Annotated in this window: 17 protein-coding genes, 1 tRNA gene and 1 pseudogene; 8 read left to right on the top strand and 11 right to left on the bottom strand. The window is 60.0% G+C overall.

All coding sequences use genetic code 11. From position 1 onward, the window contains the following. Positions 1 to 254 precede the first annotated feature (254 nt). A pseudogene (locus LOY56_RS14645) lies at positions 255 to 616 on the top strand (DUF6124 family protein). A gap of 50 nt (positions 617 to 666) precedes the next feature. Here the strand turns inward: LOY56_RS14645 and LOY56_RS14640 are convergent. The 6 genes from LOY56_RS14640 to LOY56_RS14615 all read right to left on the bottom strand — a co-directional run bounded on the left by LOY56_RS14640 (position 667) and on the right by LOY56_RS14615 (position 7,504). Next, complete coding sequence (locus LOY56_RS14640; protein ID WP_258615030.1) at positions 667 to 1,659, bottom strand: LacI family DNA-binding transcriptional regulator; 993 nt, start codon at positions 1,657 to 1,659, stop codon at positions 667 to 669. A 75-nt stretch (positions 1,660 to 1,734) separates the two neighbouring features. Continuing rightward, entirely contained in the window at positions 1,735 to 3,237 is a 1,503-nt protein-coding gene (locus LOY56_RS14635) for a glycoside hydrolase family 32 protein (RefSeq protein ID WP_258615027.1), read from the bottom strand. Next, entirely contained in the window at positions 3,234 to 4,379 is a 1,146-nt protein-coding gene (locus tag LOY56_RS14630) for an ABC transporter ATP-binding protein (RefSeq protein ID WP_258615024.1), read from the bottom strand. The genes LOY56_RS14635 and LOY56_RS14630 overlap by 4 nt, the downstream gene beginning before the upstream one ends. A gap of 27 nt (positions 4,380 to 4,406) precedes the next feature. After that, a complete protein-coding gene (locus LOY56_RS14625) occupies positions 4,407 to 5,249 on the bottom strand; it encodes a carbohydrate ABC transporter permease (protein ID WP_258615022.1) in 843 nt (280 codons plus the stop codon). Further along, entirely contained in the window at positions 5,246 to 6,208 is a 963-nt protein-coding gene (locus LOY56_RS14620; protein ID WP_258615021.1) for a carbohydrate ABC transporter permease, read from the bottom strand. Before LOY56_RS14620 ends, LOY56_RS14625 begins: the two co-directional genes overlap by 4 nt. Positions 6,209 to 6,229: 21 nt before the next feature. After that, a complete protein-coding gene (locus LOY56_RS14615; protein ID WP_258615019.1) occupies positions 6,230 to 7,504 on the bottom strand; it encodes an ABC transporter substrate-binding protein in 1,275 nt (424 codons plus the stop codon). 168 nt (positions 7,505 to 7,672) lie between these two features. Here LOY56_RS14615 and LOY56_RS14610 point away from each other — a divergent pair, with 168 nt between their 5' ends. Further along, the gene (locus LOY56_RS14610) at positions 7,673 to 9,238 is read left to right on the top strand and encodes a carbohydrate porin (protein ID WP_258615017.1); all 1,566 of its coding nucleotides are present in this window, start codon (positions 7,673 to 7,675) and stop codon (positions 9,236 to 9,238) included. 135 nt (positions 9,239 to 9,373) lie between these two features. On the opposite strand, the gene LOY56_RS14605 is transcribed toward LOY56_RS14610, so the two are convergent. The 3 genes from LOY56_RS14605 to LOY56_RS14595 form a co-directional block, all read right to left on the bottom strand. Continuing rightward, entirely contained in the window at positions 9,374 to 11,362 is a 1,989-nt protein-coding gene (locus tag LOY56_RS14605; protein WP_258622668.1) for a metallophosphoesterase, read from the bottom strand. Positions 11,363 to 11,459: 97 nt separating this feature from the next. Continuing rightward, the gene (gene dapF, locus LOY56_RS14600) at positions 11,460 to 12,278 is read right to left on the bottom strand and encodes a diaminopimelate epimerase (RefSeq protein ID WP_258615016.1); all 819 of its coding nucleotides are present in this window, start codon (positions 12,276 to 12,278) and stop codon (positions 11,460 to 11,462) included. A 206-nt stretch (positions 12,279 to 12,484) separates the two neighbouring features. Next, complete coding sequence (locus LOY56_RS14595; RefSeq protein ID WP_258615015.1) at positions 12,485 to 13,597, bottom strand: CapA family protein; 1,113 nt, start codon at positions 13,595 to 13,597, stop codon at positions 12,485 to 12,487. A gap of 158 nt (positions 13,598 to 13,755) precedes the next feature. Between LOY56_RS14595 and LOY56_RS14590 the strand changes: the two genes are divergently transcribed. After that, a tRNA-Gln gene (locus LOY56_RS14590) sits at positions 13,756 to 13,830 on the top strand. A gap of 186 nt (positions 13,831 to 14,016) precedes the next feature. Here LOY56_RS14590 and LOY56_RS14585 read toward each other — a convergent pair. Both LOY56_RS14585 and LOY56_RS14580 read right to left on the bottom strand, forming a co-directional pair. Beyond that, positions 14,017 to 16,014, bottom strand: coding sequence for a U32 family peptidase (locus LOY56_RS14585; RefSeq protein ID WP_258615014.1), 1,998 nt, complete (start codon positions 16,012 to 16,014; stop codon positions 14,017 to 14,019). A 111-nt stretch (positions 16,015 to 16,125) separates the two neighbouring features. Further along, on the bottom strand, positions 16,126 to 18,012 hold the full coding sequence (locus LOY56_RS14580; protein ID WP_258615013.1) for a sigma-54-dependent Fis family transcriptional regulator: 1,887 nt from the start codon (positions 18,010 to 18,012) through the stop codon (positions 16,126 to 16,128). 346 nt (positions 18,013 to 18,358) lie between these two features. On the opposite strand from LOY56_RS14580, the gene LOY56_RS14575 reads away from it, so the two are divergent. From LOY56_RS14575 to LOY56_RS14555, 5 genes are all read left to right on the top strand, one after another. Further along, complete coding sequence (locus LOY56_RS14575) at positions 18,359 to 19,417, top strand: ATP-NAD kinase family protein (RefSeq protein WP_258615012.1); 1,059 nt, start codon at positions 18,359 to 18,361, stop codon at positions 19,415 to 19,417. A 33-nt stretch (positions 19,418 to 19,450) separates the two neighbouring features. Next, positions 19,451 to 20,428, top strand: coding sequence for a thiamine pyrophosphate-dependent dehydrogenase E1 component subunit alpha (locus tag LOY56_RS14570; protein ID WP_258615007.1), 978 nt, complete (start codon positions 19,451 to 19,453; stop codon positions 20,426 to 20,428). Positions 20,429 to 20,461: 33 nt separating this feature from the next. After that, positions 20,462 to 21,481: an alpha-ketoacid dehydrogenase subunit beta gene (locus tag LOY56_RS14565; RefSeq protein WP_258615006.1), complete on the top strand. Its 1,020-nt coding sequence runs from the start codon at positions 20,462 to 20,464 to the stop codon at positions 21,479 to 21,481. Then, a complete protein-coding gene (locus tag LOY56_RS14560) occupies positions 21,478 to 22,590 on the top strand; it encodes an acetoin dehydrogenase dihydrolipoyllysine-residue acetyltransferase subunit (RefSeq protein ID WP_258615005.1) in 1,113 nt (370 codons plus the stop codon). The genes LOY56_RS14565 and LOY56_RS14560 overlap by 4 nt, the downstream gene beginning before the upstream one ends. Positions 22,591 to 22,679: 89 nt before the next feature. Further along, entirely contained in the window at positions 22,680 to 23,744 is a 1,065-nt protein-coding gene (locus LOY56_RS14555) for a 2,3-butanediol dehydrogenase (protein WP_258622665.1), read from the top strand. Positions 23,745 to 23,792 lie beyond the last annotated feature (48 nt).

Genomic DNA, 23,792 nt, shown 5'->3' with positions numbered 1-23,792 from the left:
TGGGGCGAGCTATATCGTTTCCCTGTCACTGAAAAACAGTGATCGGGTTTGGTAGCCCGCCTTTAAGTAGTCGCATGGCGACACCTTATGCAGCCCCTTTTTTGGGGCTCAGCTTTATATGGTGGTCATGCGTGGGGCTCCATTGTGAGCGCCGGGTTTCCTACTTAGACCGGTCTACCAACCCGCGTATGGTCGCCACCCCGTTTGGTAGCGAGGGTGATGGCTCTTATTTATTCTAAGTGGGAGTTTCATCTATGTTCAAAGTGACACCCAATTCGCCAGACACCGATCCGGCATCCCCCTACGAATCTGACGATTCAAAAAAATTCCACGAAGCCGCCGAGCGCGCCCTCAATTTCTACCTCAACCCGGCAGCGATCATGAACAACACCCCACGCAAACCCAGCACCCTGTATAGGGTTGCGCCGGATGTCGGTCATGAAGCCTTGCTGGTTCAAACGTGCGAGAACCTGGCCTCGGCCAGTGTCATGGCCAGCGACATTGCTGCATTGGTAGACGGCACCCACCGCCATACCCTGCTGGCGCTTCAGCAAGTCATCATGCTGGCTGAACTGGCGGTGAACGAATGCTGGATAACTTCGTTCCACCCAAGTAATCAAGCAACCCTTTACCGAGAGCTCGCCCTCGGTAAAGGGTTTTGATACTTCACAACGACGTCCTGACCACCAATGGACAATCAACCGGCTGGGTTCCCGATTCTTCCAGAGCCTCGATCAGGTGCCGGGCCGCATTGCGACCGATCTCGTAGTACGGCAGTTGCACCGTGGTCAGCGGCGGGACGAACAGTTCGGCGATGCCGATCATGTTGTCATAGCCGAGCACGGCGACATCGTCGGGAATTTTCAGGCCACGGCCCAACAACAGCTGGTAGGCACAAAAGGCAATCCGGTCATTGCCACAGATCAGAAGGTCGAATTGGGGGCGACCGTCAATGATGTGCCGGTCGAGGATGGCGGCGGTTTCACCATAGGCGTCATGATCGGAAAGGTTGTATTGCAAGAGTGCGTCCGGCGCCAGGCCGAATGCCTGGCAGGCACGCTGCAGGCCTTTTTGCCGCAGGCCCCAGGCCAGACTCTGTTTGGGCAGATTGATGCACAGCGGGCGCCGATAACCCTGGCTCAGCGCGTGATGCACGGCTCGATACTGCCCCGTTTCGTCGTCTGGCACATAACTCACCAGGCGACTGTCATCGGCCTGGCAATTGGCGAGTACCAGGGGTTTGCTCTTCAAGCGCTCGGGAATGCTCACCTGGCGAAACCCCATGGCGCTGAAGATCAACCCATCGGGACGGTGCGACAACATCAGGTCAATGTTCTGGTCGGTGGGCGGATTGCTCAACAGGTTGAGGATAAAGACATTCCAGCCGGCTTGCTGCGCGGTCTGTTCGATGGACAGCAGCAACTCAACCGCGAACGGTGTGGTCGCGGTGTCTAGCGCGAACACACCGATGGTGCGCGACTGGAGGTTGTCGCCGCGCATCTTGCGCGCCGACAGGCTCGGTACGAATTGCAGTTCATCAATGGCGCGACGCACCCGCTGAAGGGTTTCGGGGCTCAGTTTTTCCGGGTTGTTGAGCGCGCGAGAAACCGTCATCAGGGACACGCCGGCCAACTGTGCAACGTCTTTCACTGAAGTCATGCGAGGCGAGGCCGGTCAGGTTGACGCAGGATCATGACACAGGGCCCGGGTTTCTCGCGACTCGAATGACGCCGCTCACAACCATCCCGAGTCCAGAGGCCACGCCTTGGGAATCGAGACCCGTCCGCCAGTCCCGCTTGCCAGCAGTTTCACGCCCAGACTGTCGGGGCTCGGATAGAGGCGACTGCTGAAACTGAAGCGGCCGTTTTCGTCGAACACCTCGATGGACGAGCGATCGAGGAACACACGCAGTTCCAGTCGCTCTTGTGTCGGGTCTATCGCCACGCTGCGCTGACCGGTGACTTGTGCACCCGAGCGGCTGCGGTCCAGCACCAAACGCTGCAGCGATGCATCGTAGTAAAGCAGGGTTTCTTCCTTGCCATCGTCGCTGCAACGCAAAGCGATTCCGAGGTGGCCGTCGGTGCAACCGAGCAAATCCAGATGCACATGGATTTCGAGCATGTCGCCATTCACTTGCGGCACGCGCCGGGTTCCCGATTCATCCCACCAGGGTGTGCCCGGCAATGGCTCCTTGCGTAAGGCGGCGAGCTCCCGTGCCGGATACACGTAAAGGCGATCGGCGTGCAGTTCAAGTTCGCGCGGCAAACCGAGCATGCCGCACCAGTGATGGGCCTGGCTCGGCATCGGGCTTTCCCACATGTCGAGCCACGCCCACACCAGGCGCCTACCGTCAGCGGCCACTAGCGTTTGCGCGGCATAGAAATCATGGCCGTTATCCAGCTCGATAAAAGGCCCGCCGGTGAAGTGCCATTCGCTGTCGAGCCGACCCACTCGATAACCGGTCTGGTACTTGTTGAGTCGTTCGTAACCCTCGGGTTGCATGCCTTGGGGGGAATACAGCAGCACATCGCGTCCATTCAGCCGGAACAGGTCCGGGCACTCCCACATATAGCCATCGCCCTCGCTGCCGCTGGACACATAGTCGAGGAATTCCCAGGTGTGCAGATCCGTGGAACGGTACAGCGGGAGCAACGGCACATCGCCCAGACGCGCGCCGGCAATCAGGTACCAATAGTCATCCTCCTGCCATACCTTCGGGTCGCGAAAGTGCATGATCGTGTCTTGCGGCGCAGTGTCGATGACGGCGCCATGCTTGACGAAATGGATGCCGTCGGTACTGGTGGCCAGGCACTGAACTTGACGGATCGAGCGCTCGTCACCCACTTCACCCAGCCAGGTGTGCCCGGTGTAGATCAGTGCAAGGGTGTCACCACACACCACCGCGCTACCGGAAAAACAACCGTCGCGGTCGAAGTCGTCGCCGGGCGCCAGTGCAATGGGCAGATGCTGCCAATGGACCAGATCGGCACTCTTGGCATGCCCCCAATACATCGGGCCCCATTTCGCGTCGAAGGGATGGTGCTGATAGAACACGTGGTATTCGCCACGAAAGTACACCACCCCGTTGGGGTCGTTCATCCAGCCCACGAGAGGGGCGATATGATAACCGGGTCGATAATCATCGACGACGCGAGACAGACCCTCACGCAGCGCATGCTGCGCAATATCAAGGGCAGCGGACATTGGAACACTCATGGAATTCAAAGACACAGTCATAGGGCGCGTGCTCGTACCGGGCGTAGAGAAACGCCATCCGGCAGGGTTTCAATGGCATGTGGATGACGGCTCAAGGCCGCACCGTCGGCGTCGAACAGGTGCAGGTTGTCGATGTCCAGCTGCAGCTCAACCCGATCGCCTGCCTTCCATCCGGCGCTGACTTCACAACGACAGATCAATGGCTCGTCCTGACCGGTCTCAAGGTGCACATAGGTTTCGCTGCCCAGGTATTCGACCGCGGTCACAACGATGCCAGCGGTTCCCTCCGCCGCCTTGAGCGACAGGTGCTCCGGGCGAATCCCCAGAGTCAGCTGCGCGCCTGCCGGCAGGTTCGAGCTGTCGAAGGGCAGGGACGAGTGACCCCATACGAGGGTGTCGACCAGGCTGGTTTCACCTGGTGTCTGCAGGCGTGCGGGCAGAAAATTCATCCGGGGCGAACCGAGAAAGCCGGCGACAAAGCGGCTGGCCGGGCGCTCATAGAGTTCGCGTGGTGAGCCGACCTGTTCGACGCGACCGCCATTGAGCACGACAATTTTGTCGGCCAGGGTCATCGCTTCCACCTGATCGTGGGTGACGTAGATCATGGTCGAGCCCAATCGAGCATGCAGCCGGGCAATTTCGTTGCGCATCTGCACCCGCAAGGACGCATCCAGGTTGGAGAGCGGCTCATCGAACAACAAAATGTCCGGTTCCCGCGCCATGGCCCTGCCCATGGCCACACGCTGACGCTGCCCGCCGGACAGTTCCTTTGGCTTGCGTTGCAACAGCTTGTCCAACTGCAGGATTTGCGCCGTTTTCAGCACGCGCTCGCGCAGGCTGGTTTTTTCAGTCTTGGCCAGTTTGAGACCAAAGCTGATGTTGTCGTAGACGCTCATGTGCGGGTACAGGGCATAGGACTGAAACACCATGCCGACGCCACGCTCGCGCGGCTCCAGGTCGTTGACCCGTCGCCCGTCGATCAGCAGGTCGCCGTCACAGATCGAATCCAGTCCGGCGATCAGTCGCAGCAGAGTCGACTTTCCGCAGCCCGAAGGGCCAACGAACACCACGAATTCACCCGCGGCGATCTCCAGGTTGACGTCGCGAAGAATCCGCGCGCCGCCCAATTGTTTGTTCACGTTGTCCAGTTTCAACTTGATCACGATGCTGTTCCTTATAGTTGTCGGGCATCAACCCTTTAGCGCGCCGGCAGTGAGACCGGAAACGATTCGGCGCTGGAAGATCAGCACCAGAATCACCAGTGGGACGGTGACCACCACCGATGCGGCCATCAACAGCCCCCAAGGCAGCTCATGAGGACTCCCGCCGGAAATCAAGGCGATGGCGACCGGTACCGTGCGTTGCGTGTCGGTGAGGGTGAAGGTCAGGGCAAACAGGAACTCGTTCCATGCGGCGATAAAGGCCAACAAGCCCGTGGTGACCAGTGCGGGCCACAGCAGCGGCAACAGCACGCGGGTCAGCGTGACCCATGGGGAGGCGCCATCCATGATGGCCGCTTCTTCCAGTTCATGAGGCAGTTGCCCCATGAACGTGGTCAGCACCCAGACGGTGAAAGGCAGGGTGAAAATCGTGTAGCTCAGGATCAACGCCCAGGACGTGTTGTACAGACCCAGGGCGCGGATCACCTCGAACAGCCCCGACAACACCGCAACCTGAGGAAACATCGACACACCCAGCACCATCATCAACACCGTGCCACGCCCACGGAACTTCACCCGGCCCAAGGCATAGGCGGCGGTCACGCTGAGGAACAACGCCAGCGTCACCACGCTAAGCGCAACCACCAGCGAGTTGCCGATAGCTAGCAGGAATGAGGATTGGTTGAGTACCGCCGCGTAATTGGAGAAGTCGGGGTTGTTGATCCAGTAGCTCACCTCGAACAAGGCGCTGGACGGCTTCAGTGACGTCACGATGGCGTAGTAGAAAGGGAAAACCGCATACAGCAGCAACACCCCGATCAGGCACCAGAATCCGAGGCGCAACAGTGCTTTTTTCAGTAGGCGCAGGTTCATGACCGGACCTCCAGTTGACGGCGTCCGAGGTAGAGATAAAGCATGGCGATGACCGCAACCACCAGAAACAGCAGCGTCGAGGCCGCGCTGCCGTAACCGACGTCCTGGAACTCCACCAGGTGCTGGCGGGCATACACCGACATGCTCATGGTGCTCGACGAGTTTGAGGTCAGCACATAGATCACGTCGAATACCCGCAGCGAGTCGAGGATGCGGAAGATCGCCGCCACCAACAGTGCAGGCATCAATAGGGGAAGGGTGACACGCCAGAACACTTTCAGCGGATGAATGCCATCGACCCTCGCGGCCTCGTAGCAATCGCTCGGCAACATCTGCAAGGCCGCCAGCATCAGCAGCGTGACAAACGGCACGGTCTTCCAGACGTCGACGAGAATCACCGCCCACATCGACAGATCAGCATCTGCCGTCCAGGCCAGGGGGGCATCAATCAGGCCGACGCTCAGCATCATGTGATTGATGATGCCGAACTGGTCGTTAAGCATCCATGACCAGATCTTTGCCGAGACAATGGTCGGAATCGCCCAGGGAATCAGAATCATCGCACGCACGAGGGAACGGCCGGTGAACTTGATGTTCAGCAGCAATGCCACCAACAGTCCCAGTACGACTTCCAGTCCCACCGACACCACGGTGAAATGCAAGGTGTTGCGCACCGCGTTCCACCACTGAGGATCGACCAGGATGCCCGACCAGCTGGAGCCGTTGTGGAACAGATAATTGCTCAGGCCGACGAAGGATCCGCCACCGGTGTCCGACAGACTGGCGTCGGTCAGGCTGAACCAGAATGTGCGCAGTAGCGGCCAGGCTGCCACCAGGGCCAGACACAACAGCATCGGTGTCAAAAACAGCCAGGCGGCGCGTACCCGGCGTCGTTGTACGGGCGTTTCCCTGGTGAGCAGAAGCTCGTCATAGGGGACATGGGTCGTAGAGACAGACATGGTGATTTTCTTCCTTGTGGCTTACCAGTTCCGGCGTTTGATGCGCGTGAGTTCGCTTTCCAGCTCGGCCAGCGCCTGATCCACAGGCAACTCGCCCGCCAGCACACCATGCACTCGATCGAAGAATGCATTGGAGACTCGTGGATAGCGATCGGCGGTTATTGAGGCGGGGCGCATGACCCCATCGTTGAGAATGCTGTGCAACTGAGCGTAATAAGGCATGGCCGCGAGCAACTCGGGATCTTGATACAGCGACTCGATCACCGGGTTATAGGCGCCGATCAGCGCACGATGTTTTTGCTGTTGGGCACTGCTCAGGTAGCTCACCAGCTCGGCGGCAAGTTTTGGATGGGCGCTGTAACGCGATACCGCCAGACCCCAGCCACCGAGGGTGGAGGCATGGCTGCCGGTCTCGCCGCCACGTGGCAGGGGAGCGACGCCGACTTTGTCTTTTACCGCACTGTCCTTGCTTTGCACCAGGGCCCAGACATAGGGCCAGTTACGCATGAACAACGCATTGCCCGACTGGAATACGCCACGGCCTTCCTCCTCGGTGTAATTGAGGACACCACGCGGGGAGATGTCTCCTACCCAGCTTTTCGCCAGGGTCAACGCCGTTCTCGAGGCCTGGCTGTTGATCACGATGTCGCCTTGCGGATTGACCAGCCCGCCTTGCGGTTGGCTGCTGATCCACTCCAGCGCATTACACGTCAGGCCCTCGTAGGCGCGCCCCTGAAAGATGTAACCCCAGGCATTGGGGTTCCCGGCAGCGCGCTCGGCCTGTTGAACATTCCGGGCGGTGGCGGTCATTTCTTCCCAGGTCTGGGGAACCGGCTGGTTGTACTTCTCGAGCAAGTCCTTGCGGTAATACAGCAGGCCCGAGTCGGTGAACCACGGCATCGTCACCAGCCGTCCGTTCACCGTGGCGTTATCCACCTGAGCCTGGAAGTAGCCCTGGGTCGCATTGGCAGGAAGCACCTCGCGAAGATCCATCAAATGTTTAGCCAGCATCCCCGGCCACACCATATCGATTTGAATGATGTCGATGTCGCTGGACTGCGCACTGAGGATCTGTTGGTAGAACGACAACCTCTCGGTTGCCGAGTTAGGTGTTGAGACCACCTCGACGTGGTTGCCGGTCTGTTTCGACCACGCCTCGACAGCCTCTTTACAGAGTTGTAACTCCGCACCCACCGCGCCGCAGGAGATCGTCAAATCAGCTGCATTCGAGAGGGATGGAAGCCCGGCACAAAGGGTGAGCAGTGCTACTGGAAGAAGAGATTTAAGCGCTTTCATAAAGCCCTCTTTATTTTTGTTTTTAGAAAAGTTAACGTTAACATCGCCAAATGTAGCAGCGTATTTGCGATGAGGCATCCTTTTTTTCGTCAATTTTGAGAATTCACAATTCACGAAGAAAGGCCGGTTGCGGTAGCAGAAAAAATAAAAACAAAACAGGGGATTCACATGCACAAAGCATCAAGTTGGCTAATCGCAGGCGTGCTCGGCACCTCGGCGGCAACCTCTCAGGCCGCGACTCTGGAAGAGCGCATGGCTGCGTTTGAAGCCCGTGCCAGCGCAGCGGAAAAACGCGCAGCGGCAGCGGAACAGCAAACCCAGGCCCTCGCCAGGGAATTGCAACAGATAAAACTCGCCACACCAACCTTGCAGCCTGCAGCGTCTACCGCAGCAGCCATGTCGGCGCCTGCTCTGGACACTCGACTGGCAAAACTCGAAGCCCGTCAGCAAAGCATGGAAAAGCAGGACAGCAGCGCACACCTCACTGACGGCTTCAGCTTCAAAGGCTACGCGCGCTCCGGATTGTTGATCAACGATGGGCTGGGTGGTGGTCGTGGCGGTCCTTATACCACCCCGGCCGGTTCAGTCGGGGGGGCAGTCGGGCGACTCGGTAACGAAGACGACACCTACATGCGCATCGACCTGTCGAAAGAAATCCTGGCGCAGAACGGTACCCGTTCCAAATTCACGGTGTCCATCGCTGACGGTGTGGAGAGTTCCAATGACTGGACGGCCGACGAAAGTAACCTGAACGTGCGTCAGGTATTTACCGAACTCGACCATCTCGCCGCCTTCAAGGGCAACTCAGTGTTCGAAAATTCCACCTTGTGGGCAGGTAAACGATTCGACAGGGACAATTTCGATATCCATTGGCTGGACTCGGACGTCGTCTTTCTGGCCGGCACCGGGGGTGGTATCTACGATGTGCAGATGAACAAGGACTGGCGCTCGAACTACTCCTTGATCGGGCGTAATTACGGGGATTTCAGTGAGGGCGGTGTCAATGCCGATGTGGAAAGCTACATCCTGACCTCCAACCAGTTCTTCGATAATGGTCAGTGGCAGTGGATGTTCAATGGCATTGGCTCGAAGAAAAACGACTTTGCCACCCGCACCAATGAGGCAGGCCTGACGCCTGCGGATTCCGGCTTGCACAGCATGTTGGCCAATCACCAGAAAGACTTTTTCGGCAGGGAAGGCTTCTTCAAAACGGCACTGCTCTATGGGCAAGGTCTGGGGGCAGAGGTCAAGAACATCGGTTCGGATGGCGAACTGATCGACGACGCCCGCGCGCTGCGTCTGGCGCTTTATGGTGAGACGCCCATTGCCCCCGGCTGGCGCATCGGTCCTAGCTTGTTGGCCGAACAGAGCAAGGACAGGTACGTCAAGGGTGACGATTACCGCTGGATGACCCTGAACGTGCGGTTGGCCAATGAAATCAACAGCAATTTCGAGATGGCCTACGAAATGAGTTGGCAAACGATGGACCTCGACCCCAAGGGCTACATGCAACGTAATGCGGTCGACGGTAATTTCTGGAAATTCACCATCGCCCCGACATTCAAACCTGACGTTGGAGACCTGCTCACACGTCCCGAATTGCGAGTGTTCGCCAGCCTCATGAACTGGTCTTCGGACCTGGACGGATACAGCTCCGTAGACAATTTCGGCAAGTCGGACTTCAACGCCGGCGGTGTATGGCAGTACGGCATACAGATGGAAACCTGGTTCTGATATCCGCTTCATCTGCGTAGGAGCCAGGCTGCCGTAATGCCGGTCAGTTAAGCGTGATACTGAACCTGTGGCGAGGGAGCTTGCTCCCTCGCCACAGGTTACTCATCGCTGGTTCTGTCTCTGAACCGGGCTTGCTTAACGGTGTGAGCTCATAGGTGGGCTTCCACGCAAAATCTCAATGGGCGGCTCGATCAGTTGCAGTTCGAGCGCACCCGAGGCTGGCACAAAACGCGGGCCCGTGCTTTCTGGCGTTGCCCGCAACCTCCAGGTGCGCTGCACCTTCGCCAGTTTGGCGACGCCTGATCCCAGGGACCAGCGCCGGCAGACCTTCTCCAGCTTGAGCGGGTAAATCGTGAGTTGGTCGCCTTTGAAGTGCATACGCAGGAAGCATTTGTGGTCGGCGATGCATTGCGAGGAAAAAACCACCTCGCTGTGTAGCCCCCATAAAGTGTTGCCCATCACCATCCAGGCGCCGAACAGCAGGCCTCCCAAAACGCCGCCGAACAGCAGCGTCCCCGCCAGAAACAACAAGACTTGACGTAGGTTGTCTACCTCCAATTGAAAGTAGTAGATGTTGACACGGCCCATGAGCCACAGCAGTCCGACCGCCAGCCCCAAGTGAAGCAACCCGTGAGCGGCCCCGACGCCATAGGCGAGCTTGCGGGTGCGCTTGACCCCGGTGGCTGAGAACACTGCGCAACCCAGCACAATGGTCACGGCGAGCATGACCGACGAAGGACTGTATGCCATGACCAGAAATAGCTGTCGCCACGCTTCGAGGAGGTTGGGAATAGACGCTTCGAGTCCAGACAACACTTCCATCAGGCTGCGGTTATCACGCGCCGGGTGAGGTACCTTGCTGGCGCTTTGTACCATCCAGTCGAACAGCAGGTACAAGATGGCCAACATGCCGCAGAACGAGAGGTTGCGGGTGGGTAGCCGCCAGGCCCGATTACGCAGTTGCTCGGAGGTCTTTTTGTCCGGGTAGACCGCGGCCAGATCATAGTGCTGCCGGGCTCCACCAACGGTGATCGGCTCGGGCGGATCTGGAAGCTGATGTGTGCCATTCAAGAAAGCGCCACCGCCTCCGCAAGTGATGCGCTGCGGCGCCTGGGTGCCCGCTTTTGGCTGGTAGCGTGCGTAGTGGTGCGAGTCTCCGGCCAAGACCACCGCCAAGTGGTCACCCAAGAGCTGTTCGATATCGCCCAGGCTGCTGAAGCGTGGGGTCTTGGTTTCGATCGAGGGCAAGGTCTTGCGCCCCACGCGTGCGAGTCGTTCGGCCTCGTCCACCCAGCTCGGTTCGGGTGTGCAGAGGATCACGCGATCGTCGGGCTGCAGTTTGGCGTGCATCTGCTCGAAGTATTGCTTCTGCTGCTGGTCGATCAGGGACTCCAGCTGCAGGTCCAGACCCCAGATCCACCAGCCATTGGGCAGTTGCAGCACGTAGTAACTGGTGCGCTGGCGGGTTTCCCAGCCGCCGATGGGCTTGCGCTCGCAAAACAGTTGGGAGAAACCGCGCAGGCCGTCATACCAATCGTGGTTGCCGGGCGTCGCCACTATCCACGGGGCACCCGGCTGCGGCACGGGTTGGTCCTGCTCATCAGGGCGAACCTTGGGTACCGGCGCGGGAAAGGCGGCACGGAAGGGATCCAGGAAGCGGGTGCGGTAGCCGGATTGGGCCGGTGTGGGATAGACCTGATCGCCGCCGAGCAGCAACACGTCACCGCGCGGCAGCGTGAGCGGGTAGTCCGGCAACTTGACATCCTGACTGACGCACAGTGCCATGGAATAGGTGGAGTCCCAGCCGTCGCCAGTATCGGCCAGATAGTCGATCCACACGTCACCGTCGCCAGCCACCTGAATGGGCGGGTTAGAGTCCCGAGGGTTGAGCATGCCCAGCACGTCGCGTGGGTCGGCGAAGGCACCCATCGTGGTGGCCACGGCCGTTTGTATGCCCGTACGCATTAGCTGAAACGGACCTAGCCAGTTGACCATCGGCTCCTGGGTGTAAAGCTCGATGCGACTATTGAGCGTGGCAGATTGGGTGGGACGGGTCATGGCGAGGGGCGAAGAGTGTGGCGTAAGCGCCTCTCCAGCGCGAAACTCAATCGAATGCTCCTTCATCATTCAGCCTCCATTGCTGTAACGAGTTCAGATACCTCAAAAGGGTGATCTTTTGTCGGTCGATTCAGAATAGGTCAGTTATTCGATGGCCGCCGATTCATAGCCTGAAGGAGAGGCTGTCGTGAACAGTTCCCGAAAACGTTGTCTCCACCGGCCCGATGAGAAAGACAGATCCCACGCCATCCCATTGAACCGTTACGGTTCCGCCATCACATTCAACCTCAACGCAAGGGTCTAACAAGCCACGACGAATCCCGTTAACCGCGGCGCCACAGGAGCAGGAACCAGAACCGAGCGCAATGCCACCTCCGCGCTCCCAGATGCGCAACCGAATGTGCTTTCGGTTAATGATCTGGACGAAATGCACGTTCGTCTTGAGAGGAAACAGAGGGTTGGTTTCAATGGTCGGTCCGAGGGTCGCTATATCAACGGCTGTCAGATCATCCACAAAATAGGTGCAGTGCGGATTGCCCATGCTGGTCGCTGCTGGGCCACCCGCCAGTGGTAAAACAGCGGTATCCAGTTCCAGGGCCAGAGGAATATCCGACCAGCCGAATAGAGGTTCTCCCATGTTGACGGAAATCGCGCCGGTTGAGGTTCGCTCACACGTGAGTAGACCACGGTTGGTTCGCAGCGCTATCGAAGTAAGGTTTAATTCGCGCATCAGCCTATCCGCGGCACCCCGCGTTGCGCTGCCACAAACATCCAGCGTGGAGCCATCCGCATTCCAGAACATCACGCGCGCAACGGCATCATCGCAATCGAGCATCACCGCGATTTGATTGAATCCGACACCTCGATGCCGATCACCCATTTGCCGGGCCAGGGTGCTTGTCATTGGATTAGCCGAGTTTCGCGCGTCCACAATGACGAAGTCATCGCCATTGGCGTGCATTTTATGAAAGCTCAGCGGCATAAATTGATCCTGGTGGCGAGGCGTGGGGTGAATTGATATTTAACGGCAATCCAGCCCCATTTGCATAGAAGTGGGCCCGCCAGAACAGCGGGTCCGAAAGGGGATCAGAGTGTCGGTAACTGCCCGATATCAGCTTTTTGGGGCCGCTACGCAGCCCAACGTCGGAACGCCGCCCGGAGCAAGCTCGCTCGCCACAAAGTAGGCAATTACCAACGCAACTCGAAGGCATTTTTCGCGCCCGGCTGAATGCTACTGCCCAAGCGTGCGCACTCGCGAGAAAGGGTGTCGTGCAGCCATTGGCGGTCATCCCCTTCGGCGCGACAGATGCGCAAGCGACAGAGGCGGGTGGGTATCAGGTCCAGCGACTTCAGCTGCCCGCCCAGGCCCAGCGAGGCAAAGTACAGAAGCCCCAGGTCGCCGCGAAAGTCTGTGTGGCCCTCGATGCCTTCGTAATCATTCAGCAGATCACCGCAGCCATAGAGAATCAGGTGTTCGCGGTACACCTCGATGCCCTTGACGTGGTGCGAGGAATGCCCGTGCACCACGTCAACTCCAGCCTCGTCGATCAAGGCATGGGCGAACCGGACTTGCTCGCGCGGGATATCGAACCCCCAGTTGCCGCCCCAATGAATGGAGGCGACCACCCGATCCCCCGGCTTTTTGCTCTCGAGAATCCGTTTGGCCACAGGGCGCAGGCTTTGCATAGTCAGATCTTCCAACCGCGCGACGCCCGCGCGCTTATCCGTGGCGGCCCAGTCCGATGGAATGCCGCTGTCGGGATCGCCGAGGCCAAACACCAGCAAGCGTCGTCCGCCAGGCTGTGGCAGCACGGCGGGCGCTTCGGCAGACTGTCGGTTGTACCCGGCGCCGGCGCTGCACATACCGTTGCTCGACAAGGTATCCAGCGTATCGGCCAGGCCGGCTGCCCCCCAGTCCAGCACATGGTTGTTGGCCAGCACGCAGCAGTCGATGCCGGCTGCGCTGATGGCCGGGAAGTTCTCCGGGCTCATGCGGTAATTGATGCCCTTTGGCTCCGGTCGTCCGCGGCGCGACACCGCCGTTTCCAGATTGATGATGCGTGCGTGTGGCTGGCGAAGTTCAAGCTCATCCAGCGCAGCGCCCCAGACATAGGTGAAATCGACGGGGAGGGGAATCGGGCCATTGAGTCTTTCTGCCAGCCGGACGTAATCGCCGGCATTCTTGACATAGTCTTCGTAAAGCCGCGGATCGCCAGGATGCGGCAATACTGAGTCGATGCCGCGGGCAGTCATGACATCGCCGGCGAGAAACAGCTTCAGTGTATCGGTAACAGCTGCCATGGCGCCCTCCAGGATCAGGAGTAAGCATCTGTTTTAAAACAAATATATTTTTGTGTTGGGCTTCCCAGGCGAAGCGAAAGTTGATAAATTGCCGCCCGTTCTTGCAGAGGCTCGGACAAATCAGAAAGAGAGTGCCGGGCACTCGCAGCAACAGATACAGGGGCGTCGCCAAGCGGTAAGGCAGCAGGTTTTGATCCTGCCATGCGTTGGTTCGAATCCAGCCGCCCCTGCCATTTTCCTTATACTCATCCAAGTATGGCTCCGCCGGCAGGTAGTGCGGGAGTCCTGGATGATTGTCTTTACAGAAAACGCCAACGCCGATCCGGCGTTTTTTTATGCCTGCAAATCCCTCTTGGTCACACTTTTAACATTCAGCCGCTTTGCGAGCGCAGCGCCGTAGCGGCGCGCTCGCCAGTCACTCAGTGGGGCGCGCGAGGGATGGTCTTGAGCAGGTCTTCAGGGCTGATGTGGCCGACGACCGGCTGCACGCTGCCCGGTTGCGGCAGGTCAAGGATGTGCCCCTTCATTTTGCCGATCACGTGCATCTCGCAAGGCTTGCAGTCGAACTTCAGCGTCAGCACCTCATCGCCATGCACCAGTTGCATCGGAGCGACCTTGGTGCGCACGCCGGTGACGCCCTTGGCCTGCTTGGGGCAGAGGTTGAAGGAGAAACGCAGGCAGTGCTTGGTGATCATCACCGGCACCTCGCCGGTCTCCTCGTGAGCCTCATAGGCCGCGTCGATCAGCTTGACGCCGTGACGGTGATAGAAGCCGCGGGCTTTCTCGTTGTAGACGTTGGCCAAAAACGACAGGTGCGACTCCGGGTACACCGGAGGGGGCTCGGTCTCGGCCTTGCGACCACCCCGTGGGTGGGCTTTGATGCGCGCCGCGGTCAGCGCTTCGATGACTTCGCGGCGCAAGGCCTTGAGCTGCGAGTTCGGGATGAAATACGCCTGCGGTGCATCCAGTTCGATAGCCGTGGCGTGGTATTGAGTGGTGCCCAGTTGGCCGAGCAGGTCGTGCAGTTGCTCCAGAGCCTGTTCCGGTTTGTTGGCGAGGCCGAATGGACCGTCCAGGGCGACACTGGCGCTGACACCTTCCTCGCTGGTGGCGGTCAGCTCCAGGCGATCCTCACGCAGGCGAGCGACCCAGGCAAGACCCACCCGGCGCTCGGCGGAGGTCTTGACCAGGGCCTGCTGCCAGTTGTGGTCGAGGTTGCGGCTCAATGGGTGATTCGGTCGCAGCTGGTGCAACCCCTTCGGCATCTCATTGGGCTCCACACGATAGCGGTAGCGCTTTTCCCCGTCCTCTTCGAACTCGCCCTTCGGCTCGGCGATGTTGGTGCGCCAGCCCACCACTTCACGCTTGACCAGCACATTGAGGCCATCGCCGTTGGACAGCGGTTCGTGGGTGACCACCAGCAGATCGCGCTTGCCGACTTTCTCCACCACGCCCACCGGCAGGCCGGTGAAGGTGGGTGTGTCGAAGGCGCCGATGTCGATCTTGCGGTCGCTGACGAAGTAATCGGTGCTGCCGCGGTGGAAGGTCTTGTCCGGGTCGGGCAGGAAGAAGTGCGCGGTGCGGCCGCTGGATGCGCGGGCCAGGTCCGGGCGGTCTTCGAGAACGTCGTCCAGGCGCTGGCGATACCAGGCGGTGATGTTCTTCACATAGCCCATGTCTTTGTAGCGACCCTCGATCTTGAACGAGCGCACGCCGGCTTCAACCAGATCGCGGATGTTGGCGCTCTGGTTGTTGTCCTTCATCGACAGCAAGTGTTTTTCGTAAGCGATCACACCGCCTTTTTCGTCCTTGAGGGTATATGGCAGGCGGCAAGCCTGGGAGCAGTCGCCACGGTTGGCGCTACGGCCGGTCTGCGCGTGGGAGATGTTGCACTGGCCGGAGAACGCCACGCACAGTGCGCCGTGGATGAAGAACTCGATCGCCGCATCGGTTTCGTCGGCGATGGCGCGGATCTCCTGGAGATTCAGCTCGCGGGCCAGTACCAATTGGGAGAAGCCGGCCTGATCGAGAAACTTCGCCCGCGCCAGGGTGCGGATGTCGGTCTGGGTGCTGGCGTGCAGCTCGATCGGCGGGATGTCCAACTCCATCACGCCCAGGTCCTGGACGATCAGCGCGTCGACGCCGGCATCGTACAACTGGTGGATCAGCTTGCGGGCCGGCTCCAGCTCGTTGTCGTGCAGGATCGTGTTGATGGTGGTGAACACCCGGGCGTGGTAGCGACGGGCGAATTCGACCAATTGGGCGATATCGCTCACCTCGTTGCAGGCGTTGTGGCGTGCGCCGAAGCTCGGGCCCCCGATGTACACGGCGTCGGCGCCATGCAGGATGGCCTCGCGGGCGATGGCCACGTCGCGGGCGGGGCTGAGCAATTCCAGGTGATGTTTGGGTAGGGACATGTTTTTTTAGTCTGGCTTGTCACGGTCAAGGTGCGCATTGTAGCGGCGAAACGTTTGACCGGCACCCGTATGCTGCCCGATAGCCTGCGAGGCCGCCGGATGAAGCTGTGTTTAGCCTCTGCCAGGCATGTCGATGTCATGTTGATGCACTCGTCGATACAGCGTTGCCCGGGAGATGCCCAAAGCCTTGGCTGCGGCGGTGGGCTTCCAGCGATGACGCACGAGGGCATCGATGAGTGCCTGGCGTTCCGGACTGGCGCAGCGTTCCACGGTGTCGGCTGAAGCCGGATCACTGAGTCGATGGCCGAGCAGTTGCTCAGGCAAGTCACTCAACAGAATCAAATGGGTCTCGCACACCGCGCAGGCGTAACGCAGCACGTGCCGCAGTTCGCGCACATTTCCCGGCCAGCGATAGCCGAGCAGGCATTCCAGTGCGGCGCTTCCCAGTTGCACCGCTATCCCACAGGCCGACGATTCTTCTTCGAGTATCCGGTTGATCAAGGCCAGTCGATCGCTGCGCTCGCGCAACGGCGGCAACTGGAATCGCGCTCCTCTGAGGCGAAAGTACAGGTCCTCGCGAAACTCGCCAGAGGTCACCCGTGCTTCCAGATCGCGGTGGCTCGCGCAGACGACCTGAATGTCTATCGCTTTGCTTCGTGACGCTCCCAGGGGCGCCACTTCGCCCTCGGCTAAAACCCGCAACAGACGGGTTTGCAGGGGCAGAGGCATATCGCCGATTTCATCGAGAAACAGGGTGCCGCCATCGGCCTGTTCCAGCAGACCTTGCATGCCTTTGCTCGAAGCGCCGGTGAAGGCGCCGGGCACATAACCGAACAGCTCGCTTTCGATCAGGTTTTCGGGAATCGCTGCGCAGTTCACCGCGATAAAAGGCCGCTCACGGCGCAGACTGGCCTGGTGCAACTGGCGGGCGAAGACTTCCTTGCCAGAACCGGTTTCGCCCTGGATCAGCACCGGTAAATTGCGGTCTTTGACGCGCACCGCAAGGCGCAGACTTTCTTCCAGTCGCGGGTCGAGTTCGGCGGATGACAGTACCCGGCGCGCAGGGTTGCGTTTTACCCGCCGTGGCGCGTTGAGTCGTCCATGCAAGGCATGGCGGGCACCCTGGCAGTGAAGCAGGCAAAGCGATTCGTCCCTGGCCCGATGTAATAACTGCTGATCGAACACTTGGCCGATGTGTTCCGGCAGCTGACCAAAGCTTTGCAACAGCCACTGCCGCGCCGCGGGGTTTAGCGCCTGCAGTCGTCCGTCATCGTCCCAGGCGAGCAGGTAATCGGGTTGGCTGTCGACGTAGCCCGGGCTGTTGTGGGCCCGCAACACCCAGTAGCCCTGGGCACTGCTCATGAAAAACGCCTGTTCTATTTCCCGCGCGCTCTGCACCACCATCTGCCGGATCAGGTGTTGCGAACGGCGGTCGTCCGGAGAGCGCACCGCAGACACATCAAGTACCCCGAGCAGTTCGCCCCGAGGGTCGAAGACTGGAGCAGCAGAGCAGGTGAGTCCGATAAAAGCGGCGCGGAAGTGATCTCGCTTATGCACCGTGACCGGTGTCCGTGCGGTCAGCACCGCGGCCACGCCACAGGTGCCTTCCTCGCCTTCTGACCAGCAGGTGCCCAGATACAGGCCGGCTTTGCGGCAGTCATTACGGATCGAGGTTTCCACGCGGTAGTCGATGGTCTGGCCCTGGGCATCGGTAAGCAACACGCAGTAGTCAGCATCGCGCACGCGACCGTGGAGGCGGGCGACTTCTTCGCTGGCAATGCGCAGGAACAGTTCGGAGCGTTCTTGACACTCCTGCAGCACGTTCTGCGAAAGGATCCGTGGCCCTTGCAGTGAGCCGGGGTCCAGGTGGTGTTGCTCCATGGAACGGCGCCAGGAGTCCAATATCAAGTCCGACACAGGCAGTTGCGGCAGGTGCGCTGCGTTCTTCAAAACACGGCTGACGCAATCCACGTGCGCCTTCGAGTGTGCGGAAAGCATTTAAGGTCTCCGGTTCAATCTTCTTTTATTTGTGCGGCTATTAAGCGCCGTTCATGGACGGTCGACAAGCATCGGTTCACTCACGGCGAAGGTGAGACGCAACGTCTCAAGGTCTCACCACAAACCCGTGCAGGCTGACATGGGACGTCTCAATCGAGCGTGATCCCAACCCTCATGGACTCAGGTAAAGACCGCTCTGGAACAGGCCTCCTGGCGCTTTTTTGCGAATCTGGCACTGGCCTTGCTCTAGCTCCTGCAACCAGTGCGACTGGCAACCCGATAATAAAAAGAGGTGCCCTATGTTCTCCTGCCGAGGCCTTTTCCTTGTTCTACCTGTGGGGGTGACATGAGTCGCTTGCCCCTGACCGTCGGCATCATTGCCAACCCGGCGTCCGGCCGGGACGTACGACGCCTGACGGCGAATGCCGGGTTGTTTTCCAGCACCGACAAGGTCTCGGTGATCCAACGGCTGCTGGCGGCTTTTGGCGCCACCGGTGTCGAGCGGGTGCTGATGCCCACCGACATGACCGGCATTGCCGCTGCGGTGTTGAAGAACAGTCATGGCCGCCAGGCGCGTGACAGCCACTGGCCAACCCTGGAGTTCCTGGACCTTACCTTGCGCCAGAGCGTGGCGGACACTCGTCAGGCTGCGCGCTGGATGGCTGAGCGCGGCGTATCGTTGATCGCCGTGCTCGGCGGTGACGGCACCCACAAGGCGGTGGCCGCTGAAGTCGGCGACATTCCACTGCTGACCCTGTCGACGGGGACCAACAATGCCTTCCCGGAACTGCGTGAAGCCACCAGCGCCGGGTTGGCCGGCGGGCTATTCGCCAGCGGGCGGATTCCACCCGAAATCGCTTTGCGCCGCAATAAACGCCTGCTGGTGCGGATTCCGAGCCGCGACCTGTGCGAAGTGGCATTGGTGGACGTGGCGGTGTCCTCGTTGCCCTTTATCGGCGCCCGTGCAATCAGCCGTGGGATCGATCTGGCGGAGGTGTTTGTGACCTTCGCCGAGCCTCAGTCCATTGGCATCTCGGCCCTCTGTGGCTTGTGGTTTCCGGTGTCGCGCCAAGCCCCCAACGGCGCCTGGATGCGCCTTGATCCGCACTCTTGCGAAGCCTTGCTGGTGCCACTGGCGCCCGGCCTGTTGCAAGGCTGCGGCGTGCTCGCCGCCGCCAGCCTTGAACCCGGCGTTGCCCATCGCCTGTGCCTGGCCAGCGGCACCCTGGCGCTGGATGGCGAGCGTGAAATCGAATTCAACGCCCATGACTTACCCACCGTGACCCTCGATGCCGGCGGTCCGCTGAGCATCGATGTCAATGCAACGCTGGCCTATGCAGCGCAAGAGCGGCTGCTGGCCATCGGCCGTGAACACCCGCAACACCCTTTGAACCTTGCACTTTGAAACTTGAGCCTCAAGACACCCTGGAGAATAAAAATGTCGACACCGCTGACCGCTGATCAATTGCTGCATGCCTATCGGGTGATGCGCACCATCCGTGTTTTTGAAGAGCGCTTGCACGTGGAGTTCGCCACCGGCGAGATTCCCGGTTTCGTCCATCTTTATGCCGGCGAAGAAGCCTCGGCCGCCGGTGTCATGGCTCACTTGGGGGATGATGATTGCATCGCATCCAACCACCGAGGCCACGGTCATTGCATCGCCAAGGGTGTTGATGTGTACGGGATGATGGCCGAGATCTACGGCAAGAAAACCGGGGTCTGTCAGGGCAAGGGCGGCTCCATGCACATCGCCGATTTCGAGAAGGGCATGCTCGGCGCCAACGGCATCGTCGGAGCCGGCGCACCGTTGGTTGTGGGCGCGGCACTGGCCGCCAGGCTCAAAGGTACGGACAGCGTCGCAGTGGTGTTCTTCGGCGACGGCGGCTCCAATGAAGGTGCGGTGTTCGAAGCGATGAACATGGCTTCGGTGTGGAACCTGCCGTGCCTGTTCATTGCCGAGAACAATGGTTATGCCGAGGCCACGGCCTCTAACTGGTCTGTGGCGTGCGATCACATTGCCGACCGCGCGGCCGGCTTCGGCATGCCTGGGGTCACCGTCGACGGCTTCGATTTTTTTGCCGTTCACGAAGCCGCCGGTGCAGCAGTGGAGCGGGCCCGCGCCGGTGAAGGTCCGTCGCTGATCGAAGTCAAGTTGACTCGCTACTACGGTCACTTCGAGGGTGACGCCCAGACCTATCGGGCACCGGACGAGGTCAAGTATTTCCGCGAGCACAACGACTGCCTGATGCAGTTTCGCGAACGCACCACCCGGACCGGCTTGATCGATGTCAGCCAGTTGGACCAGATCGATAGCGAAGTGGACCTGCTGATCGAAGATGCCGTGCGCAAGGCCAAGTCCGACCCCAAGCCGAGCGCGGCCGATCTGCTCACCGACGTCTACGTTTCCTATCCCTGAACGCCCCCTATAACAAGAATCGAGACCTTCATCATGGCGAGAAAAATCAGTTATCAGCAGGCAATCAACGAAGCCCTGGCCCAGGAAATGCGCCGCGATCCCAGCGTGTTCATCATGGGCGAAGACGTCGCCGGCGGCGCCGGTGCTCCCGGTGAAAACGACGCCTGGGGCGGGGTGCTGGGCGTGACCAAGGGCCTCTATCATCAATTCCCCGGGCGCGTACTGGACACGCCGCTGTCGGAGTTGGGCTATGTCGGTGCCGCGGTCGGCGCAGCGACCTGCGGTGTACGCCCGGTGTGTGAATTGATGTTTGTGGACTTTGCCGGTTGCTGTCTGGACCAGATCCTCAATCAGGCGGCCAAGTTTCGCTACATGTTCGGTGGCAAGGCCTCCACGCCGTTGGTGATTCGTACCATGGTCGGCGCGGGCCTGCGGGCAGCCGCCCAACACTCGCAAATGCTCACATCGCTGTGGACCCACATCCCCGGGCTGAAAGTCGTCTGCCCGTCGTCACCTTATGACGCCAAGGGCCTGTTGATCCAGGCTATCCGCGACAACGACCCGGTGATTTTCTGCGAACACAAACTGCTCTACAGCCTGCAGGGCGAGGTACCGGAAGAGCTCTATACCATCCCTTTCGGTGAAGCTAACTTCCTGCGCGATGGCAAGGACGTGACCCTGGTCTCCTATGGACGCACGGTCAACACGGCGATGGACGCCGCCCGCAGCCTGGCAGGGCGAGGCATTGACTGCGAGGTCATCGACCTGCGCACCACCAGTCCGTTGGACGAGGACAGTATTCTCGAAAGCGTGGAAAAGACCGGACGCCTGGTGGTGATCGACGAAGCCAACCCGCGCTGTTCCATGGCCACCGACATTTCGGCGCTGGTGGCGCAAAAAGCCTTCGCCTCGCTCAAAGCGCCCATCGAGATGGTGACTGCGCCGCACACGCCGGTGCCATTCTCCGACGCCCTGGAAGACCTCTATATCCCTGACGCGGCGAAAATCGAAAACGCCGTGCTCAAGTTGATCGAGTGGAGCAAGCGTTCATGAGCCAGATCCATACCCTGACCATGCCCAAATGGGGCTTGTCCATGACCGAAGGCCGGGTCGATGTCTGGCTCAAGGAGGAGGGCCAGGCGATCGCCAAGGGCGATGAGGTGCTCGATGTAGAAACCGACAAAATTTCCAGCAGCGTCGAGGCGCCGTTTTCCGGTGTGCTGCGTCGGCAGATCGCGCGCCAGGATGAAACCCTTGCGGTCGGTGCGTTGCTCGGCATCGTGGTCGACGGCGAAGCCAGTGAGGCCGAAATCGACGCGGTGGTCGAGCAGTTCCAGGCCGCATTCGTGCCAGGTGACGGAGTCGAGGAAGACAGCGGGCCGAAGCCGCAGAAGGTCGAACTGGACGGGCGGCTGATCCGTTACTTCGAGCGTGGCGAAGGCGGAGTGCCGCTGGTGCTGGTGCACGGGTTTGGCGGTGACCTGAACAATTGGATGTTCAATCATGAAGCGTTGGCCGCCGAGCGCCGAGTGATTGCTCTGGATCTGCCGGGCCATGGCGAGTCGACCAAACAGCTGCAGCACGGAAATCTGGATGAGCTGAGCGGAGTGCTATTGGCTCTGCTCGATCATCTGAATGTTCCCGTGGCGCATCTGGTGGGGCATTCCATGGGCGGGGCGGTGTCGCTGAACACCGCGCGTCTGGCACCTCATCGGGTGCGTTCCCTGAGCCTGATCGGCAGCGCCGGCCTGGGCGCGGAAATCAATGGCGATTACCTGCAAGGTTTTGTCGAGGCTGCGAGCCGCAATGCCCTCAAACCACAGCTGGTGCAGCTGTTCTCCGATCCCGAACTGGTCAATCGGCAGATGCTCGAAGACATGCTCAAGTACAAGCGCCTGGAAGGGGTGGACGCGGCCCTGCGCCAGCTGGTTTCGGGTTTGTTCAAAGAAGGACGGCAACAGTTCGATCTGCGCGGCGTGGTGCAAGAAGGCCGGCGGCCGGTGTTGCTGATCTGGGGCAGTGACGACGCGATCATTCCTGCGGCCCACAGCGTTGGCCTGCCTGCTCAGGTCGAAATCCTGCCGGGCCAGGCGCACATGGTGCAGATGGAAGCGGCCGAGCAGGTCAATCGGCTGATTCTGGACTTTGTGCAACAACACTAATGCTCCCTTGGCGACCATTTGCGGGTCGCCAAGGCCATCGACTTCAAGGAGATTCCAACATGAGCCTTCTAATTAACCCGGCCCGCAGCATGCGTGCCGCTGTCTGGCATGGCCGTCACGATATCCGTGTCGAAGACGTTCCATTGCCCGTGTCGCCACCCGCGGGCTGGGTCCAGATTCGCGTGCAATGGTGCGGTATTTGCGGCTCCGACCTGCATGAATACGTGGCCGGGCCAGTGTTCATCCCGGTGGATGCACCGCACCCGCTGACCGGAATCAAAGGGCAGTGCATTCTCGGTCATGAGTTCTGTGGCGAGATCGTCGAAATCGGCGCCGGTGTTCAGGGGTTCAGTGTTGGCGAGCCGGTGGCAGCGGATGCCTGTCAGCACTGTGGTACTTGTTATTACTGCACCCATGGGTTGTACAACATTTGTGAAAACCTGGCCTTCACCGGCCTGATGAACAATGGTGCGTTCGCCGAGTTGGTCAACGTGCCGGCCAACCTGCTTTACAAGTTGCCGGCCAACTTTCCCGCCGAAGCCGGGGCGCTGATCGAACCGCTGGCAGTGGGCATGCACGCGGTGAAAAAGGCCGGGAGTTTGCTGGGGAAAAATGTGGTGGTGGTTGGCGCGGGAACCATCGGCCTGTGCACCATCATGTGCGCCAAGGCTGCTGGCGCGGCCCAGGTCATCGCCCTGGAAATGTCAGGCGCGCGCAAGGCGAAGGCTCTGGAGGTGGGGGCGAGCCATGTGCTCGACCCCAATGAATGTGACGCTCTGGCAGAGGTGCGACGGCTGACCGGCGGGCTTGGGGCGGATGTCAGCTTCGAATGCATCGGCAACAAACACACGGCCAAGCTCGCGATCGACCTCATCCGCAAGGCCGGTACGTGTGTGCTGGTGGGTATTTTCGAGGAGCCCAGCGAGTTCAACTTCTTCGAGCTGGTCGCCACCGAAAAACAGGTGCTGGGTGCACTTGCCTACAACGGTGAGTTCGCCGATGTGATCGCCTTTATTGCCGACGGCCGACTGGACATCGCCCCGCTGGTCACCGGGCGCATTCAGCTCGAACAGATTGTCGGGCAGGGCTTTGAGGAATTGGTTAACAACAAGGAACATAACGTGAAAATCATCGTGTCACCCGCTCGAGTCTGAAGCACTTGCGGGAGAACGATGGATAAACGATCGTCATAAAAAAGGACC

This window comes from Pseudomonas sp. B21-048 (assembly GCF_024748615.1).
Taxonomy (GTDB): Bacteria; Pseudomonadota; Gammaproteobacteria; order Pseudomonadales; family Pseudomonadaceae; genus Aquipseudomonas.
Note: the sequence above shows the minus strand (reverse complement) of the source record. Positions and strands in the feature narration are given on the sequence as shown.

Coding starts and splice junctions, on each gene's coding strand:
- LOY56_RS14635 (WP_258615027.1), bottom strand. CDS start 3,237: ATGACTGTGTCTTTGAATTCCATGAGTGTTCCAATGTCCGCTGCCCTT.
- LOY56_RS14575 (WP_258615012.1), top strand. CDS start 18,359: ATGAGTCGCTTGCCCCTGACCGTCGGCATCATTGCCAACCCGGCGTCC.
- LOY56_RS14625 (WP_258615022.1), bottom strand. CDS start 5,249: ATGAACCTGCGCCTACTGAAAAAAGCACTGTTGCGCCTCGGATTCTGG.
- dapF (WP_258615016.1), bottom strand. CDS start 12,278: ATGCCGCTGAGCTTTCATAAAATGCACGCCAATGGCGATGACTTCGTC.
- LOY56_RS14585 (WP_258615014.1), bottom strand. CDS start 16,014: ATGTCCCTACCCAAACATCACCTGGAATTGCTCAGCCCCGCCCGCGAC.
- LOY56_RS14565 (WP_258615006.1), top strand. CDS start 20,462: ATGGCGAGAAAAATCAGTTATCAGCAGGCAATCAACGAAGCCCTGGCC.
- LOY56_RS14605 (WP_258622668.1), bottom strand. CDS start 11,362: ATGAAGGAGCATTCGATTGAGTTTCGCGCTGGAGAGGCGCTTACGCCA.
- LOY56_RS14555 (WP_258622665.1), top strand. CDS start 22,680: ATGCGTGCCGCTGTCTGGCATGGCCGTCACGATATCCGTGTCGAAGAC.
- LOY56_RS14615 (WP_258615019.1), bottom strand. CDS start 7,504: ATGAAAGCGCTTAAATCTCTTCTTCCAGTAGCACTGCTCACCCTTTGT.
- LOY56_RS14580 (WP_258615013.1), bottom strand. CDS start 18,012: ATGCTTTCCGCACACTCGAAGGCGCACGTGGATTGCGTCAGCCGTGTT.
- LOY56_RS14610 (WP_258615017.1), top strand. CDS start 7,673: ATGCACAAAGCATCAAGTTGGCTAATCGCAGGCGTGCTCGGCACCTCG.
- LOY56_RS14620 (WP_258615021.1), bottom strand. CDS start 6,208: ATGTCTGTCTCTACGACCCATGTCCCCTATGACGAGCTTCTGCTCACC.
- LOY56_RS14640 (WP_258615030.1), bottom strand. CDS start 1,659: ATGACTTCAGTGAAAGACGTTGCACAGTTGGCCGGCGTGTCCCTGATG.
- LOY56_RS14560 (WP_258615005.1), top strand. CDS start 21,478: ATGAGCCAGATCCATACCCTGACCATGCCCAAATGGGGCTTGTCCATG.
- LOY56_RS14595 (WP_258615015.1), bottom strand. CDS start 13,597: ATGGCAGCTGTTACCGATACACTGAAGCTGTTTCTCGCCGGCGATGTC.
- LOY56_RS14570 (WP_258615007.1), top strand. CDS start 19,451: ATGTCGACACCGCTGACCGCTGATCAATTGCTGCATGCCTATCGGGTG.